The sequence below is a fragment of the Pseudomonas maumuensis genome (assembly GCF_019139675.1).
Taxonomy (GTDB): Bacteria; Pseudomonadota; Gammaproteobacteria; order Pseudomonadales; family Pseudomonadaceae; genus Aquipseudomonas; species Aquipseudomonas maumuensis.
On sequence record NZ_CP077077.1, the window covers coordinates 1,848,465 to 1,863,336 of the forward strand.

Consider the following 14,872-nt stretch of genomic DNA (forward strand, 5'->3'; position numbering starts at 1 on the left):
CTCGTCATGACCATCTCCTCGCTTGCGCTTTCCATCCTGTTCATCGGCATCGGCGCCACCCTGGTCATGGACCTGTGGACCGTGTTGCTCAGGCGCCTGGGCGTCACCACCCTGAACTACGCCATGGTCGGGCGCTGGGCTGGGCACCTGCTCGAAGGGCGCTGGCGGCATGCGGCGATCGGCAAGGCTACGCCGGTCAGGGGGGAGTTGGCGTGGGGCTGGTTGCTTCACTACGCAACGGGGCTGATCTTTGCGGCGCTGCTGGTGGCCGTTGTAGGGACGCACTGGTTGCAGGGGCCGACAGCGGGGCCAGCCTTGCTGTTTGGGGTGGTCTCGGTGTTCGTGCCATTGTGCGTGGTGCAACCCGCGTTTGGGGCGGGGTATTTCGCCAGCCATACCCCGGCGCCGCTGAGGAATTGCCTGCGCAGTCTGGCCACGCATGGCGTGTTCGGGTTCGGCCTGTTCCTGAGTGCGATTGTCCTGGTGGAGGGGCGTGGGTTCGCCTGACAGGTTAAACAGGCATGTTTGGATCAATACTCCAATTGCGGAGGGATCCCACGATTGGCCCGGAGCACTCTGGCATCGCTTTGGTGGGCAGCGCGATTACCGTGCTCTCTTTCAATTGGCCTGGAGAGGCGCAGATGAACATGAGTCGGCGAGACCTGTTTGCCGGGGTGCTGGTGACAGTCCTCTGGGGGTGCAACTTTTCCGTGATCGAACTGGGCCTCAAGACCCTGGATCCTTATCTTTTGACCCTCCTGCGCTTCACATTCTGCGCCGTGCCTCTGGTGTTCTTCATCAAGCGCCCGGCCGGCGTTTCCCTTGCCGTGCTGGCCGGATATGGGGCGATGTTCGGCGCAGGCTTATGGTGGATGGTCAATTTCGCCATGTACAACGGCCTGTCGCCAGGCATGTCGTCGGTGTTCCTGCAGTTCAGTGCCTTTTTCACCATCGGTTGGAGCGCGCTGTTCGTGGGTGAGCGAATCAACTTTGTGCATGCGGGGGGAATGCTGTTCGCCGTTGCCGGGTTGTTCTTGATGCTGCTTGGCAGTGAGCCTTCCACCTCGTTCGGCATCCTGATCGTACTGCTTGCGGCGATGGCCTGGTCGTTATGCAACCTGCTGGTCAAGGTCAAGCGACCTGAACAGATGATGGCATTCATCATCTGGTCAAGCCTGTTCTCGGTGCCGGTGATTCTTGTGCTGACTGTGGTGGCGCAGGGGGGGAAGGCCTTTGCCGGCATCACGCAAGGCCTGACCTGGGAGGCACTGTTCTCCGTCGCTTTTCAGAGTTATGTCACCACGTTGCTGGGGTACCTGATCTGGAACAACCTCATGAAGAAATACCCGGCGACTCATGTCGCACCGCTTTCGTTGTTGGTTCCTGTTTCTGGACTACTGGCCTCATACCTTTTCTACGAAGAGGTACTGAGTGTTGCCCAGGGGCTGGCCATCGGCCTTGTACTGGTCGGTATCGCGATTTTCCTGAATGCGCAGTCGCTGTCGGCGATCGTGGCCTCCAGGCGCGGCTCGCGTTCGGGGGCTTCGCAAGGCAACTGAGGCAGGACTTTTCTGGCACGCAAGGGAGATTGCGATGTTTGACATGAACAGGCACAGGAACGAGTACTTCTATGACATGGCCACGGTGATCGAAGGCGTGCTTCCCGACTCGCTCTGCGACGAGCTGGCCAATCGGGCCCAGACGATTATCGATGAGCATGGAGTTGACCTGGTACGGCATTCCGGCCTCGGCACGGATGCGGTGTCGGATTTAGGAGGCGACTATCACCATCACATTTTCAAAGGCGATGATGTCAGGCGTTGCCTGCCGGAACTCTATGCGGTCTATCACGCATTGGTTCCACTGGTCAGCCTTGTCACCCATACCGATACGGTAGTTTCGCCTTATCCGCTTTCTGATGTGAACATCAAGGCCTATCCACCCGGCGGTGGAACCTTGGGGCTGCACTACGACACCAACGGGATTACTGTCCTGCTCTTCCTGACCACCAATCGGGAGGCGGCGTTGCGCATGCAGATCGAGCGAGCACACCCCAGCAAGAGCGAGCCGTGGATCGAGCATAGGAAGATTTATCCACGTAAAGGCGCGTTGTTGGTGATGCAGGGGCGCAAGGTTCTGCATGACAGTGAGCCGACGGTGAGCGAGCAGAAGCTTTCCGTTGTCTACAACTACTACGAACGGCACGACACCTATCGACATGAGGATTTCGATAACTTCGTCTATTACGGTGCCAAGCCGAAATGGCTCAGCGAGTCTTCCGGTCAGGGGTGATGCTCGGGGGACTTTCCTCCACCGGTAGTGGCGTTGCCGCTTGTTGCGCATCGGTATAGCGCTCTACGATCCTCTGCATTTCCCCGGACTGCTTGATTCGCACCAGCGCTCTGAGCACGGCTTGGGTCGGCAGTTCGGGATCGTTTCGCACCATGCAGCCCAGCGCCTGCTCATCAAGGACGGCCAGGGGATGCAGGTGTTGATCCGGGGGCAGGGAGCGGTTGTACCACTGCAGCGACAGCTGGTTGCTCACAGCATGGCGCAAGCGCCCGACCTGGAGCTTTTGCAGTACCAGCAACTGGTTGCGGCTATCTTCGCGTCGCAGGCGGCCTTGGCTAAACAGTGGCTCGAGGGTGGGGTAGGTGTAGCCAAGCACGGTGCCGATGGCCTGGGGTGGCAGTGTGTCGGGGCTGACAGGGCCGTTGTCGCCGGGGCGGCCAACCAGCAGATCGCGCTGCTCGATGAGGGGAATGCTCCACAGGTAGTCGCCTGGTCGCTCGCTCAGCCATTGGCTGGAAACGTAGCAGCGTACGTCGATTTCGCCGGCCTGCATCGCCTCCTGCAGGCGCAGGCGGGCCAGCACATGGTACTGGGGGCGGGCATCGACCTCCCGGGCGATGGCCTGCATCAACTCGAAGAGGATGCCTTGTGCGGGCTGCTGATCCTCGACGCGCATCAGCGGCATGCTCCAGCTCTCTGCGATGGAAAAGCGCAGCACCGGCGGTTGCGCCAGGCCGTGGGTGGCCCACAACAATATCCATAACAACAGGATGGCCAGGACTCGCCGCACGCCTCATCCTCCCTGATCCGTCGTCCGTGTGCCCGTCACTGAGCTTAGACGAGATCGGCAGGGTGCAATTTTGGCCCCGCTCCGCTAGCATTAGCGCTCTTTCCGCCCGCTCCGGTCACGATGGTTTTTTGATGAGTTATCAGGTTCTTGCACGTAAATGGCGTCCGCGCTCGTTCCGCGAAATGGTCGGCCAGACCCATGTGCTCAAGGCTTTGATCAACGCCCTGGACAACCAGCGCCTGCACCATGCCTACCTGTTCACCGGGACCCGGGGCGTGGGCAAGACCACCATTGCGCGGATCATCGCCAAGTGCCTGAACTGCGAGACGGGCATCACCTCGACCCCGTGCGGCACCTGCTCGGTGTGCCGGGAGATCGACGAAGGCCGTTTCGTCGACCTGATCGAGATCGACGCCGCCAGCCGTACCAAGGTCGAGGACACCCGCGAACTGCTCGACAACGTGCAGTACGCGCCGAGCCGCGGACGCTTCAAGGTCTACCTGATCGACGAAGTGCATATGCTCTCCACCCACTCGTTCAACGCCCTGCTGAAAACGCTGGAAGAGCCGCCGCCCTACGTCAAGTTCATCCTCGCCACCACCGACCCGCAGAAACTGCCGGCGACCATCCTGTCGCGCTGCCTGCAGTTCTCGCTGAAGAACATGAGCCCGGAGCGCGTGGTCGAACACCTGACCCATGTGTTGGGCGCCGAGAACGTGCCGTTCGAAGAGGACGCGCTGTGGCTGCTCGGTCGCGCCGCCGATGGCTCCATGCGCGATGCCATGAGCCTGACCGACCAGGCCATTGCCTTCGGCGAGGGTCGGGTGCTGGCCGCCGACGTGCGCGCGATGCTCGGCACTCTCGACCACGGCCAGGTGTATGGCGTGCTCCAGGCCCTGCTCGAAGGCGATGCCCGGGCGCTGCTGGCCGCGGTGCGTGACCTGGCCGAGCAAGGCCCGGACTGGAACGGCGTGCTGTCGGAAATGCTCAATGTGCTGCACCGTGTGGCCATCGCCCAGGCCCTGCCCGAGGCGGTGGATAACGGCCAGGGCGACCGTGACCGCGTGCTGGCGTTGGCCCAGGCCCTGCCGGCCGAGGACGTGCAGTTCTACTATCAGATGGGCCTGATCGGTCGCCGTGACCTGCCATTGGCACCGGATCCGCGCGGCGGCTTCGAGATGGTCCTGTTGCGCATGCTGGCATTCCGCCCGGCCGATACCGACGATGCGCCGAAGCCGGTACTAAAGCCGGTGGGGATCAGCCAGGCCACAGCTGATCCAGCCCAACCGGTGGCGGCGGCTGCGGTCGTGACGCCGGCCGTTGCCGCAAGCCCTGTCGCTGAAGCGGTGGTGCCGGTGCCCGTGGCTGAGCCATCCGTGCAGCCGGAGCCGCCAGTCGTCGACGTGCCGGCCGTTGCCGAGGTTATCGAGGCAGCGCAATCGCCATCGGAACCCGAGCCCGAGCCCGAGCCCGAGCCGCAGCCCGTCGAGGAGGTCATTGACCTGCCGTGGGAGGAGCCTGTTGCCACGTCGGTGCCGGTTGCGCCCGAGACGCTGCCCGAGCCGACACCCACGGTCGAGGCCGCCAGCCAGCAGCCGGACTACGATGATCCGCCGTTCGATCCATCGGCCTACAGCCCGGCGGGCATGGAGCGCGACGACGAGCCGCCGGCGGACGAAGACTACTACACCCCCGACAGCGACCCTGCCGGGTTCAGCTACCTGGACGAACTGGCCGAACATGTGCAGGAAGACACGCCTGCCCAGGCGCCGGAGCCACTGCCGGCGGCCATGCCCGCGACCGGCCTGGCCCTGCAATGGCTGGAATTATTCCCACAGTTGCCTGTCTCCGGTATGACAGGCAACATCGCCGCCAACTGCACGTTGATTGCCGCCGATGGCGATGACTGGCTATTGCACCTGGACCCAGGGCAGGGTGCGCTGTTCAACTCGACGCAGCAGCGCAGGCTCAATGATGCGCTCAACCAGCAGCTGGGCCGCGACATCCGCTTGAAAATCGAGCTGATCCGCCCGGAGCAGGAAACCCCAGCCCAGGCCGCCGGCCGCAAGCGCGCCGAGCGTCAGCATGATGCGGTGGTGTCGATCGAGCAGGACCCGCTCATCCAGCAGATGATCCGGCAGTTCGGCGCGACGGTCAGGCAGGATACTATTGAGCCTGTAGATGCCCTGGCCAGCCAGGGCCAATAACGGATAACCATGCGGCCGGCCCTGGGCCGGGCCGCATCACATGACCCAATCGAGGTATACCCCCATGATGAAAGGTGGCATGGCCGGCCTGATGAAGCAGGCCCAGCAGATGCAGGAAAAGATGCAGAAGATGCAAGAAGAGCTGGCCAATGCGGAAGTCACCGGCCAGTCCGGTGGCGGCCTGGTCAGTGTGGTGATGACTGGTCGCCACGACGTCAAGCGCGTCAGCATCGACCAGAGCCTGATGTCGACCGACGCTGACGACAAGGAAGTGCTCGAGGACTTGATCGCCGCTGCGCTGAACGACGCCGTGCGCAAGATCGAGCAGAGCAGCCAGGAAAAGATGGGCGGCATGACCGCTGGGATGCAGCTGCCGCCTGGCTTCAAGATGCCGTTCTGATCGGCTTCTGGCTTCAAATGGGGAGCAACGACCCAACGGTCGTTGCTCCCTTGTTCATTCTGTTTCCTGAATTGGCAGGCCTGCACACATGAGCTTCAGCCCCCTGATCCGCCAACTGATCGACGCCCTGCGCATCCTGCCCGGCGTCGGTCAGAAAACCGCCCAACGCATGGCCCTGCAACTGCTCGAACGCGACCGCAGTGGCGGCACGCGCCTGGCCCAGGCCCTGAGCCAGGCCATGGAGGGCGTCGGTCATTGCCGCCAATGCCGCACCTTGACCGAGCAGGAATTGTGCCCGCAGTGCGCCGACCCACGCCGGGACGATACGCAATTGTGCGTGGTCGAGGGGCCGGTGGATGTGTACGCAGTGGAGCAGACCGGCTATCGCGGTCGCTACTTCGTGCTCAAGGGGCACCTCTCGCCGCTGGACGGGCTGGGGCCGGATGCCATCGGCATCCCACAGCTGATGGCGCGGATCGAGGAGCAGGGCACCTTCAGTGAGGTGATTCTGGCCACCAACCCCACGGTGGAAGGGGAGGCGACGGCGCACTACATCGCCCAGCTGCTGGCCGAAAAGGGCCTGACCGCCACGCGCATCGCCCATGGCGTGCCGTTGGGTGGCGAGCTGGAGCTGGTGGACGGCGGGACGCTGGCTCATGCTTTCGCGGGGCGCAGGCCGATTTCGCTGTAAGTCTTGCCCCGCGATCATTCCGGACGCGAGCTCAATACTCGCTCAGTGAAAACTCGGTCAGGCAGAAGGTCGGCACCCCGGCCGCCTGCAAGCGACGGGAGCCTTCCAGTTCCGGCAGGTCGATGATCGCCGCCGCCTCGAAGACCTGGGCGCCGGTGCGGCGCACCAGGTTGGCCGCGGCCAGCAGGGTGCCGCCGGTGGCAATCAGGTCATCGAAGATCAATACCGAGTCGCCGTCGCAGAGACTGTCGGCATGCACTTCCAGGAAGGCCTCGCCGTATTCGGTCTGATAGCCCTCGGACAGTACGTCGGCCGGCAGCTTGCCCTGCTTGCGGAATAGGATCAGCGGCTTGTTCAGCTGGTGGGCAATGATCGAGCCGATCAGGAAGCCTCGTGCGTCCATGGCGCCGATATGGCTGAACTCGGCCTCGACATAGCGTTCGATGAACTGGTCGGCGACATAGCGCAGCCCACGCGGCGACTGGAACAGTGGGGTGATGTCGCGGAAGATCACGCCCGGCTTGGGGAAGTCCACTACCGGGCGGATCAGGGCTTTAAGGTCAAAGGTGTCGCTGTGCATGGGGCGGGTATCCTGGAAAAACTCGGCGTCAGTATACCCTTTTAGTGTGGCGATCAGACCTCGAGCGCACCACCGGCCAGCGCGCATAGCTGGATCGGATCAAGAATATGCACTTCCTTGCCCTCGGCCTTGAGCAAGCCGTTCTGCTGGAAGCGGGTGAACACCCGCGACACGGTTTCCACCGCCAGGCCCAAGTAGTTGCCGATCTCGTTGCGCGACATGCTCAGGCGGAACTGGTTGGCCGAGTAGCCGCGTGCGCGGAAGCGCGCCGACAGGTTGACCAGGAAGGTGGCGATGCGCTCGTCGGCGGTTTTCTTCGACAACAGCAGCATCATCTGCTGGTCATCGCGGATCTCGCGGCTCATCACCCGCATCAGCTGGCGGCGCAGCTGCGGCAGCTGTACCGAGAGCTCGTCGAGGCGCTCGAAGGGGATCTCGCACACCGAGGTGGTTTCCTGGGCTTGGGCCGATACCGGGTAAGCCTCGGTGTCCATGCCGGACAGGCCGACCAGCTCGCTGGGCAGATGGAAGCCGGTGATCTGCTCCTCGCCGCTGTCGCTGAGGCTGAACGTCTTGAGGGCGCCGGAGCGTACCGCGTAGACCGAGCCGAAATTGTCGCCCTGGCGGAACAGGAACTCGCCTTTCTTCAGCGGGCGCCCGCGTTTGACGATTTCATCCAGTGCATCCATGTCCTCCAGGTTTAGGGACAGGGGCAGGCACAGGGGGGCCAGGCTGCAATCCTTGCAATGGGCCTGGTTGTGTGGGCGCAGTTTTACTGGCTCGGACATTTCTTTCGATCCTTGTGGGAAAGCACACATAAGCCGTAAGGATAACCTGCGGCATGGGCTATAGGCCAGCGTGCGCATTTTTGGTGCATGCTGGCAGCGGTGCGGAAGGTGTGTTCCGCCACCGTTCAACTGTCCATAGTGTGCCTCGAAAGGCGAGCTGTCCATGCGGTGAAAGGCCTCAATCGCCTCAGATCACCCGCGAAAAGCGTTGGCGGTTCTGCTGCGCGAGGTAGGCGTCGAACACCATGCATACCGAGCGTGCCAGCAGGCGGCCGGCCGGCAGGATGCGGATGCCCTTGGCGTCCAGGCTGATAAGGCCATCGCGTTGCATGGCCTGCAGTTGCGGCCACTGCTCCTTGAAGTAGCCGCGAAAATCGATGGTGAAGGCCTGTTCGATCGCTTCGAAATCCAGTTCGAAATGGCAGATCAATTGCTGGATCACCGCCCGGCGCAGGCGATCGTCCTGGTTACATATCAGGCCGCGCTGGGTCGCCAGCTGGGCGGTGGAGAGGGTGTCCTGGTAGGTGTTGAGGTCGCTGCTGTTCTGGCAGTAGAGGTCGCCGATCTGGCTGATCGCCGACACGCCCAGGCCGATCAGGTCGCAGTGGCCGTGGGTGGTGTAGCCTTGGAAATTGCGCTGCAGGGTGCCCTCTTCCTGGGCGATGGCCAGCTCGTCATCGGGCAGGGCGAAATGGTCCATGCCGATGTAGCGGTAGCCGGCGGCGGTCAGTTGGTCGATGGTGGCATGCAGCATCTCCAGCTTGGCTGCCGGTGCCGGCAGGTCGCTGCTGTCGATGCGGCGCTGGGGCATGAAGCGTTCGGGCAGGTGGGCGTAGTTGAAAACCGACAGACGGTCGGGCTGCAGGCGTATCACTTCCTCGACGGTGCGGGCGAAACCTTCCGGTGTCTGCTTGGGCAGGCCGTAGATCAGGTCCAGGTTGATCGAGCGGAACTGCAGGGTACGCGCCGCTTCGATCAGGGTGCGGGTCTGCTCCAGGCTCTGCAGGCGGTTGACCGCGCGCTGCACGGCAGGGTCCAGATCCTGTACGCCAAGGCTGACGCGATTGAAGCCCAGTTCGCGCAGCAGCCCCATGGTCGACCAGTCGGCCTCCCGTGGGTCGATCTCGATGCCGTAGTCGCCCGAATCATCGTCCAGCAGGTGGAAGTGCTGGCGCAGGGTGGCCATCAGTTGGCGCAGTTCCACATGGCTGAGGAAGGTCGGTGTGCCGCCGCCGAAATGCAGCTGTTCAACGGCTTGTTTAGGGTCGAGGTGACAGGCGATCAGCTGGATTTCCTGCTCCAGTCGTTGCAGGTAGGGCGCGGCGCGGCCGCGGTCCTTGGTGATGACCTTGTTGCAGGCGCAGTAGTAGCAGATGTTGGCGCAGAACGGCACGTGCATGTACAGCGACAGTGGGCGCGTGGCGCGGCGGCTCTCGCGCAGGGCGTGGAGCAGGTCGAACGAGCCCACTTCGCCATGTAGTTGCACGGCGGTCGGATAGGAGGTGTAGCGTGGCCCGGCCAGATCGTAGCGACGAATCAGGTCGGCGTCCCAGCGTAGGTCGTCGAGCATGTGGGTAGTCCCCGGATAGAGCTGCAGTGTCCGGAGTCTATTGGCGTCTGTAGGAATCTGTGTTGATTTGTATCAGGAGAACTGGTGGTCGCTGCAGTGCCTCAATGTCCCATGAGCCAGTGCTGGTGAGGCCCAGGCAGGGTCCACAGGCCAAAGAGGATCACCAGCACGCCGCCGGCCATGCGCACGCCACGATTGCGCAGCAGGCTACCCACGCGCTCGGCCGCCAGCCCCGTGGCCAGCAGCACCGGCCAGGTGCCCACGCCGAACGCGAGCATCAGCGCCGCGCTGTGCAACGCATCGCCCTGGCTCGCCGCCCACAGTAGGGTGCTGTACACCAGGCCGCACGGTAGCCAGCCCCACAGGGCGCCCAGCAGCAGGGCGCGGGGCAGGCTGGAGACCGGCAGCAGGCGAGTGGCCAACGGCTGCACATGGCGCCAGAGCCCGCGTCCGAGTGCCTCGATACGGGTCAGGCCGCTCCACCAGCCGGCCAGGTACAGGCCCATGGCGATCAGTAGCAGCGCGGCGACAACGCGTAAACCGGTGGCCAACGGGCTGCTCGCCAGGGCAACGCCAGCCAAGCCCAGCAGCAATCCGGCGGCGGCATAACTGAGGATGCGCCCGATGTTGTAGGCCAGCAGCAGGCGTAGGCGCCGGCCACGCTGCTCTGGGGGGATGGCCAGGGTCAGGGCGCCCATCAGGCCGCCGCACATGCCCAGGCAATGGCCGCCGCCGAGCAGGCCCAGGACCAGCGCCGAGCCCAGCAGGGGGATCAGTTCAGGCACGCGGGGTCGTGTCCTGGTCTTTGGGCTTTTCGCCCTCAGACTTCACGGCTGCCTGGTGGCAAGGGTCCTGGTCATCGAACAGGATGCTGTGGGCCGGGCCTTCGAGGTCGTCGTACTGGCCGCTGTCTACCGCCCAGAAGAAGATGTACACGGCAACGCCAACCAGCAGCAGGGCGGCGGGGATCATCACGTAGAGGGCGGGCATAGCGGTTTCCTTTCGAGCGGCGTCGGCTCGCGCGCGACCGGCGCCGCGCCGGCGGGCAGCCGGGTCAGGCGCAGGGCGTTGAGCACCACGATCAGCGAGCTGACCGACATGCCGATTGCCGCCCACACGGGGGTGATCCAGCCGAGCGCGGCGAACGGCAGCATGAGGCCATTGTACAGCGTCGCCCAAAGCAGGTTCTCGATAATGTTGCGGCGGGTCCGGCGGGCCAGGTCGAAGGCCTGCACCAGCGCCTGCAGGCGGTTGGACAGCAGCACCGCGTCGGCGCAGGTCTTGGCCAGGTCCGTGGCGCTGCCCATGGCGATGCTGATGTCGGCGGCGGCCAGCACCGGTACATCGTTGACGCCGTCGCCAAGCATCAGCACCTTGCGCCCTTCGCCTTGCAGCGTTTTCAGGCGGGCGAGCTTGTCGTCCGGACGCAGGCCGCCGACGGCCTGGTCGATGCCCAGTTGCGCGGCCACCTGCGCGACCATCGGCGAACTGTCGCCGGATAGCAGCAGCGTGTTCCAGCCGCGTGCCTTGCAGGCCGTCAGCAGATCCTGGGCGTCGTCGCGCAGGCGGTCATCCAGGCCGAACCAGGCCAGTGGTCCTTGTCGGTCCCCGAGTAGCAGCCATTGGCCGTGTGGCTCCGGCACGGTGGGTACCTCGGCGCCGCTGAGTGCGCAGACGAAGGTGGCCTGGCCGATGCGCAGGCGCTGGTCTGCCAGTGTGCCTTCCAGGCCCAGCCCCGGCACGGCAGTGACGGTTTCGGCCGCCTGCGCGGCGCGACCGAAGGCGCGGGCAATGGGGTGTTCGGAGCGGTTCTCCAGCGCCGCCGCCAGCGCCAGGCAATGGTCAGCGTCCAGTCGGCCCAGCGGGCGGATGCTGCGCAGGGCCAGGCGGCCTTCGGTGAGGGTGCCGGTCTTGTCGAAAATCACCGTGTCGATCTGGTTCAGGCCTTCCAGCACATGCCCTCGGGTCACCAGCAGGCCGAGCTTGTGCAGGCTGCCGGTGGCGGCGGTGAGGGCGGTGGGGGTGGCCAGCGACAAGGCGCAAGGGCAGGTGGCGACCAGCATGGCCAGGACGATCCAGAACGCCCTGGGCGCATCGAGCTGCCACCAGACGACGCCGATCACGGCGGCGGCCACCAGGGTGAACAGCAGGAACCATTGCGAGGCGCGGTCGGCGATCTCCGCCAGGCGCGGTTTTTCCGACTGGGCGCGCTCCAGCAGGCGGACGATGGCCGACAGGCGCGAATCCTGGCCCAGGGCCTGGACCTCGACCGTCAGCGTGCTTTCGACGTTGAGGGTGCCACCGGTCACCCGGTCGCCGATGCGGCGCGCCAGGGGCAGGTATTCACCGGTCAGCAGTGATTCGTCGACGCTGGAGCGACCGTCGACGATGAGCCCGTCAGCTGGGATCACCGCCCCCGGCAGCACCTGCACACGGTCGCCGCACTGCAGTTCGCCGAGCAGGATGCGCTCGCCCTGGCCGTTGGCGTCCAGGCGCAGGCACGACGCCGGCAGCAGGTTGACCAGCTGCGCGGTGGCCGCCGCGGTGCGTTCGCGGGCACGGCGCTCCAGGTAGCGGCCGGTGAGCAGGAACAGGGCGAACATGCCCACGGTGTCGAAATACAGCTCGCCGTGGCCGGTGATGGCGGTCCAGATCCCGGCGCAGTAGGCCAGGGCGATGGCCAACGACACCGACAGGTCCATGGTCAGGTGGCGGGTGCGCAGGTCGCGGGCCGCGCCCTTGAAGAACGGTGCGCAGCTGTAGAACACGATGGGCGTGGTGAGAAACAGCGCGACCCAGCGCAGGATGGTGTGCAGCTCGGGGGACAGGTCGATGTTGAATTCCGGCCAGGTGGCCATGGTTGCCATCATCGCCTGGAACCACAGCAGCCCGGCCACGCCCAGGCGGCGCAGCGCGCTGCGGTTCTCCCGGGCCAGCTGTTCGGCGGCCTGGTCGGGCTGGTAGGGGTGGGCGGCATAGCCGATGCGGCGCAGCCCGGCCAGCAACTGCGACAGTGGCAGTAGCTGGTCGTCCCAATTGACCAGCAGGCGATGGTTGGACAGGTTCAGGCGCGCGTCGGCGACGCCGGGCAGACTGCGCAAGTGCTTTTCGATCAGCCAGCCACAGGCGGCGCAGCTGATGCCCTCGACCAACAGGGTGGCCTCGGCCAGTTCGCCTGTGTGGCGCACGAAGGTCTGTTGTACGTCGCTGCGGTCGTACAGGGCCAACTCATCCTGGAGTTGGCGGGGCAAGGCGTCAGGGTTGGCGCTGCTGTCGCTGCGGTGCTGGTAGTAGTGCTCCAGGCCCCCGGCGACGATGGACTCGGCCACTGCCTGGCAGCCGGGGCAGCAGAATGCCCGGGGCTCGCCAAGCACCACGGCGGTGAAGCGGCTGCCGGCGGGAACGGGCAGGGCGCAGTGGTAGCAGGGGGTGGGTTGGGTCATCGACATCTCTTATTGCCGGTGCGGGCTCGTGGGGCAAGCCCGCTCCCACGAGGTGTGGTGTTGTCGCTGTTACTGGTGCTCGGCCCCTTGAATGGCTTCATCGCCCAGCTGCAAGGTCACCCCATGCTCGACCTTCTCCTCCTCGAACAACCGCCACACATGCTCGTCCTGGCTGCCGAGCAGCTCGACGAAGCGCCGGCCGTCGACCTTGTCGTCCAGCTGGCCGACATAGCGGCCTGGCTCGGTGCGTGCCAGCTGCACCTTGCGGTCCTTGGCCGGCTGGGTCGGCGAGATCAGGTTCAGCTCCAGCGCCTGCGGGTCGCTGTTGCCGGTCAGGCGCACTTCGACTTCGCCGGTCAGCTCGTCCAGATGCACGCTGGCCTTGAGGTTGAGGGTCTGGGCCAGCAGCTCGCGGTCCAGCGAGCGGTTGATGCCCTTGCCGGCCTCGTAGTAGTTGTCGTTGACCAGGTTGTCCGGGTTGCGCACGGCGATGCTGACCATGGTCAGGCTCAGGCACACCGAGGTGGCCAGGATGCCGATGATGATCCAGGGCCAAAGGTGCTTGTACCAGGGGCTGGCGGCGGTGGCGGCAGGCATTGTCTAGGTTCTCTCTCAGCGGATCTGTGGGCCGATGAAGCGGCTCTTGGCTTCAACCTGGCTGGCGCTGTCGTCGGCGTCCTTGAGGATGAAGGTGATTTCGTTGGTGGTCGAGGGCAGCTGTTCCGGTGCGACCGACAACTGCACCGGCAGGTTGACGATATCGCCGGCGGCCACGCGGATCTCGCGCTGGCCTTCGAGCTTGAGGTCGGGCAGGCCGGCGGCGTCGAGCACGTAGACGTGGTCGCGCTGGTCCTTGTTCATCACCTTGAGGCTGTAGACGTTCTCGATACGTCCTTGCGCGTTCTCGCGGTACAGCACGCGGTCCTTGGCCACGTCGAAGCCCACCAGCGAACGGGTGGCGAAGGCGGTGGCCAGGGCGCCGATCATCACCAGCAGCACCAGGGCGTAGCCGATCAGGCGCGGGCGCAGCATGTGGGTCTTCTGCCCGGACAGGTTGTGCTCGGTGGTGTAGCTGATAAGGCCCTTGGGGTAGTTCATCTTGTCCATGATGCTGTCGCAGGCGTCGATGCAGGCGGCGCAGCCGATGCACTCGATCTGCAGGCCGTCGCGGATGTCGATGCCGGTGGGGCAGACCTGCACGCACATGGTGCAGTCGATGCAGTCGCCCAGGCCCTTGGCCTTGTAGTCGATGTCCTTCTTGCGCGGGCCGCGGGTTTCGCCGCGGCGCGGGTCGTAGGAAACGATCAGGGTGTCCTTGTCGAACATCACGCTCTGGAAGCGCGCGTACGGGCACATGTAGATGCATACCTGCTCGCGCAGCCAGCCGGCGTTACCGTAGGTGGCCAGGGTGAAGAAGCCGACCCAGAAGTAGGCCCAGCCATCGGCCTGGCCGGTAAAGAACTCGATGGCCAGTTCGCGGATCGGCGAGAAATAGCCGACGAAGGTCATGCCGGTGACGAAGCCGATCAGCAGCCACAGGCTGTGCTTGGCCAGCTTGCGCAGGAACTTGTTGGTGCTCATGGGCGCCTTGTCGAGCTTCATGCGCTGGTTGCGGTCGCCCTCGGTGACTTTCTCGCACCACATGAACACCCAGGTCCACACGCTCTGCGGGCAGGTGTAGCCGCACCAGACCCGGCCGGCGTACACGGTGATGAAGAACAGGCCGAAGGCGGCGACGATGAGGATGCCCGAGAGCAGGATGAAGTCCTGGGGCCAGATGGTGGCGCCGAAGATGTAGAACTTGCGCTCGGGCAGGTTCCACCACACGGCCTGGTGACCGCCCCAGTTCAGCCAGACGGTGCCGAAATACAGCAGGAACAACACCGCGCCACCGACCATCCGCAGCCTGCGGAAGAGGCCGGTGAAGGCGCGGGTGTAGATTTTTTCGCGCGAGGCGTAGAGGTCGACGGAATCCTTTCCTTTGCTGGCAGGCGGGGTGACGTCATGTACCGGAATTTGCTTGCTCATCATCAAGTCCCACGGCAGTGGAGAAATGCCGCGGCCAGTGCGTGCCGGCCGCAGTCTCGCGCATTCTGCTAGCGCTCTGCGGC

At 64.6% G+C, this 14,872-nt stretch carries 15 protein-coding genes; 6 read left to right on the top strand and 9 right to left on the bottom strand.

Features of this window, described 5'->3' with window-relative positions:
* The first annotated feature begins 6 nt into the window (after positions 1–6).
* The 3 genes from KSS90_RS08490 (at position 7) to KSS90_RS08500 (ending at position 2,292) form a co-directional block, all read left to right on the top strand.
* The gene (locus KSS90_RS08490) at positions 7–507 is read left to right on the top strand and encodes a DUF2938 domain-containing protein (protein WP_217868992.1); all 501 of its coding nucleotides are present in this window, start codon (positions 7–9) and stop codon (positions 505–507) included.
* Between the two features lie 134 nt (positions 508–641).
* Positions 642–1,559 (top strand): EamA family transporter, encoded by a 918-nt coding sequence (locus KSS90_RS08495; RefSeq protein ID WP_217868993.1) that lies wholly within the window; start codon positions 642–644, stop codon positions 1,557–1,559.
* A gap of 34 nt (positions 1,560–1,593) precedes the next feature.
* Positions 1,594–2,292 (top strand): hypothetical protein, encoded by a 699-nt coding sequence (locus KSS90_RS08500; protein ID WP_217868994.1) that lies wholly within the window; start codon positions 1,594–1,596, stop codon positions 2,290–2,292.
* Here KSS90_RS08500 and KSS90_RS08505 read toward each other — a convergent pair.
* A complete protein-coding gene (locus KSS90_RS08505) occupies positions 2,267–3,082 on the bottom strand; it encodes a substrate-binding periplasmic protein (protein WP_217868995.1) in 816 nt (271 codons plus the stop codon). The two genes, KSS90_RS08500 and KSS90_RS08505, sit on opposite strands and share 26 nt — an antisense overlap.
* Before the next feature lie 131 nt (positions 3,083–3,213).
* On the opposite strand from KSS90_RS08505, the gene dnaX reads away from it, so the two are divergent.
* From dnaX to recR, 3 genes are all read left to right on the top strand, one after another.
* On the top strand, positions 3,214–5,289 hold the full coding sequence (gene dnaX / locus KSS90_RS08510) for a DNA polymerase III subunit gamma/tau (RefSeq protein WP_217868996.1): 2,076 nt from the start codon (positions 3,214–3,216) through the stop codon (positions 5,287–5,289).
* Between the two features lie 64 nt (positions 5,290–5,353).
* Positions 5,354–5,689 (top strand): YbaB/EbfC family nucleoid-associated protein, encoded by a 336-nt coding sequence (locus tag KSS90_RS08515; protein ID WP_023632783.1) that lies wholly within the window; start codon positions 5,354–5,356, stop codon positions 5,687–5,689.
* A gap of 88 nt (positions 5,690–5,777) precedes the next feature.
* Entirely contained in the window at positions 5,778–6,380 is a 603-nt protein-coding gene (gene recR / locus KSS90_RS08520) for a recombination mediator RecR (protein ID WP_217868997.1), read from the top strand.
* A 31-nt stretch (positions 6,381–6,411) separates the two neighbouring features.
* Here recR and KSS90_RS08525 read toward each other — a convergent pair whose 3' ends face one another.
* From KSS90_RS08525 to ccoG, 8 genes are all read right to left on the bottom strand, one after another.
* The gene (locus tag KSS90_RS08525) at positions 6,412–6,960 is read right to left on the bottom strand and encodes an adenine phosphoribosyltransferase (protein ID WP_038705708.1); all 549 of its coding nucleotides are present in this window, start codon (positions 6,958–6,960) and stop codon (positions 6,412–6,414) included.
* 53 nt (positions 6,961–7,013) lie between these two features.
* A complete protein-coding gene (gene fnrA, locus KSS90_RS08530) occupies positions 7,014–7,748 on the bottom strand; it encodes a Crp/Fnr family transcriptional regulator FnrA (RefSeq protein WP_023630845.1) in 735 nt (244 codons plus the stop codon).
* Between the two features lie 187 nt (positions 7,749–7,935).
* A complete protein-coding gene (gene hemN, locus KSS90_RS08535) occupies positions 7,936–9,318 on the bottom strand; it encodes an oxygen-independent coproporphyrinogen III oxidase (protein ID WP_217868998.1) in 1,383 nt (460 codons plus the stop codon).
* A 101-nt stretch (positions 9,319–9,419) separates the two neighbouring features.
* Positions 9,420–10,103 (bottom strand): sulfite exporter TauE/SafE family protein, encoded by a 684-nt coding sequence (locus KSS90_RS08540; protein WP_217868999.1) that lies wholly within the window; start codon positions 10,101–10,103, stop codon positions 9,420–9,422.
* Positions 10,096–10,308 (bottom strand): cbb3-type cytochrome oxidase assembly protein CcoS, encoded by a 213-nt coding sequence (gene ccoS / locus KSS90_RS08545; RefSeq protein WP_217869000.1) that lies wholly within the window; start codon positions 10,306–10,308, stop codon positions 10,096–10,098. Before ccoS ends, KSS90_RS08540 begins: the two co-directional genes overlap by 8 nt.
* Positions 10,290–12,761, bottom strand: coding sequence for a heavy metal translocating P-type ATPase (locus tag KSS90_RS08550; RefSeq protein ID WP_217869001.1), 2,472 nt, complete (start codon positions 12,759–12,761; stop codon positions 10,290–10,292). The genes ccoS and KSS90_RS08550 overlap by 19 nt, the downstream gene beginning before the upstream one ends.
* A gap of 69 nt (positions 12,762–12,830) precedes the next feature.
* The gene (locus KSS90_RS08555; protein ID WP_217869002.1) at positions 12,831–13,358 is read right to left on the bottom strand and encodes a FixH family protein; all 528 of its coding nucleotides are present in this window, start codon (positions 13,356–13,358) and stop codon (positions 12,831–12,833) included.
* 15 nt (positions 13,359–13,373) lie between these two features.
* A complete protein-coding gene (gene ccoG / locus KSS90_RS08560; RefSeq protein ID WP_217869003.1) occupies positions 13,374–14,789 on the bottom strand; it encodes a cytochrome c oxidase accessory protein CcoG in 1,416 nt (471 codons plus the stop codon).
* Between the last annotated feature and the right edge of the window lie 83 nt (positions 14,790–14,872).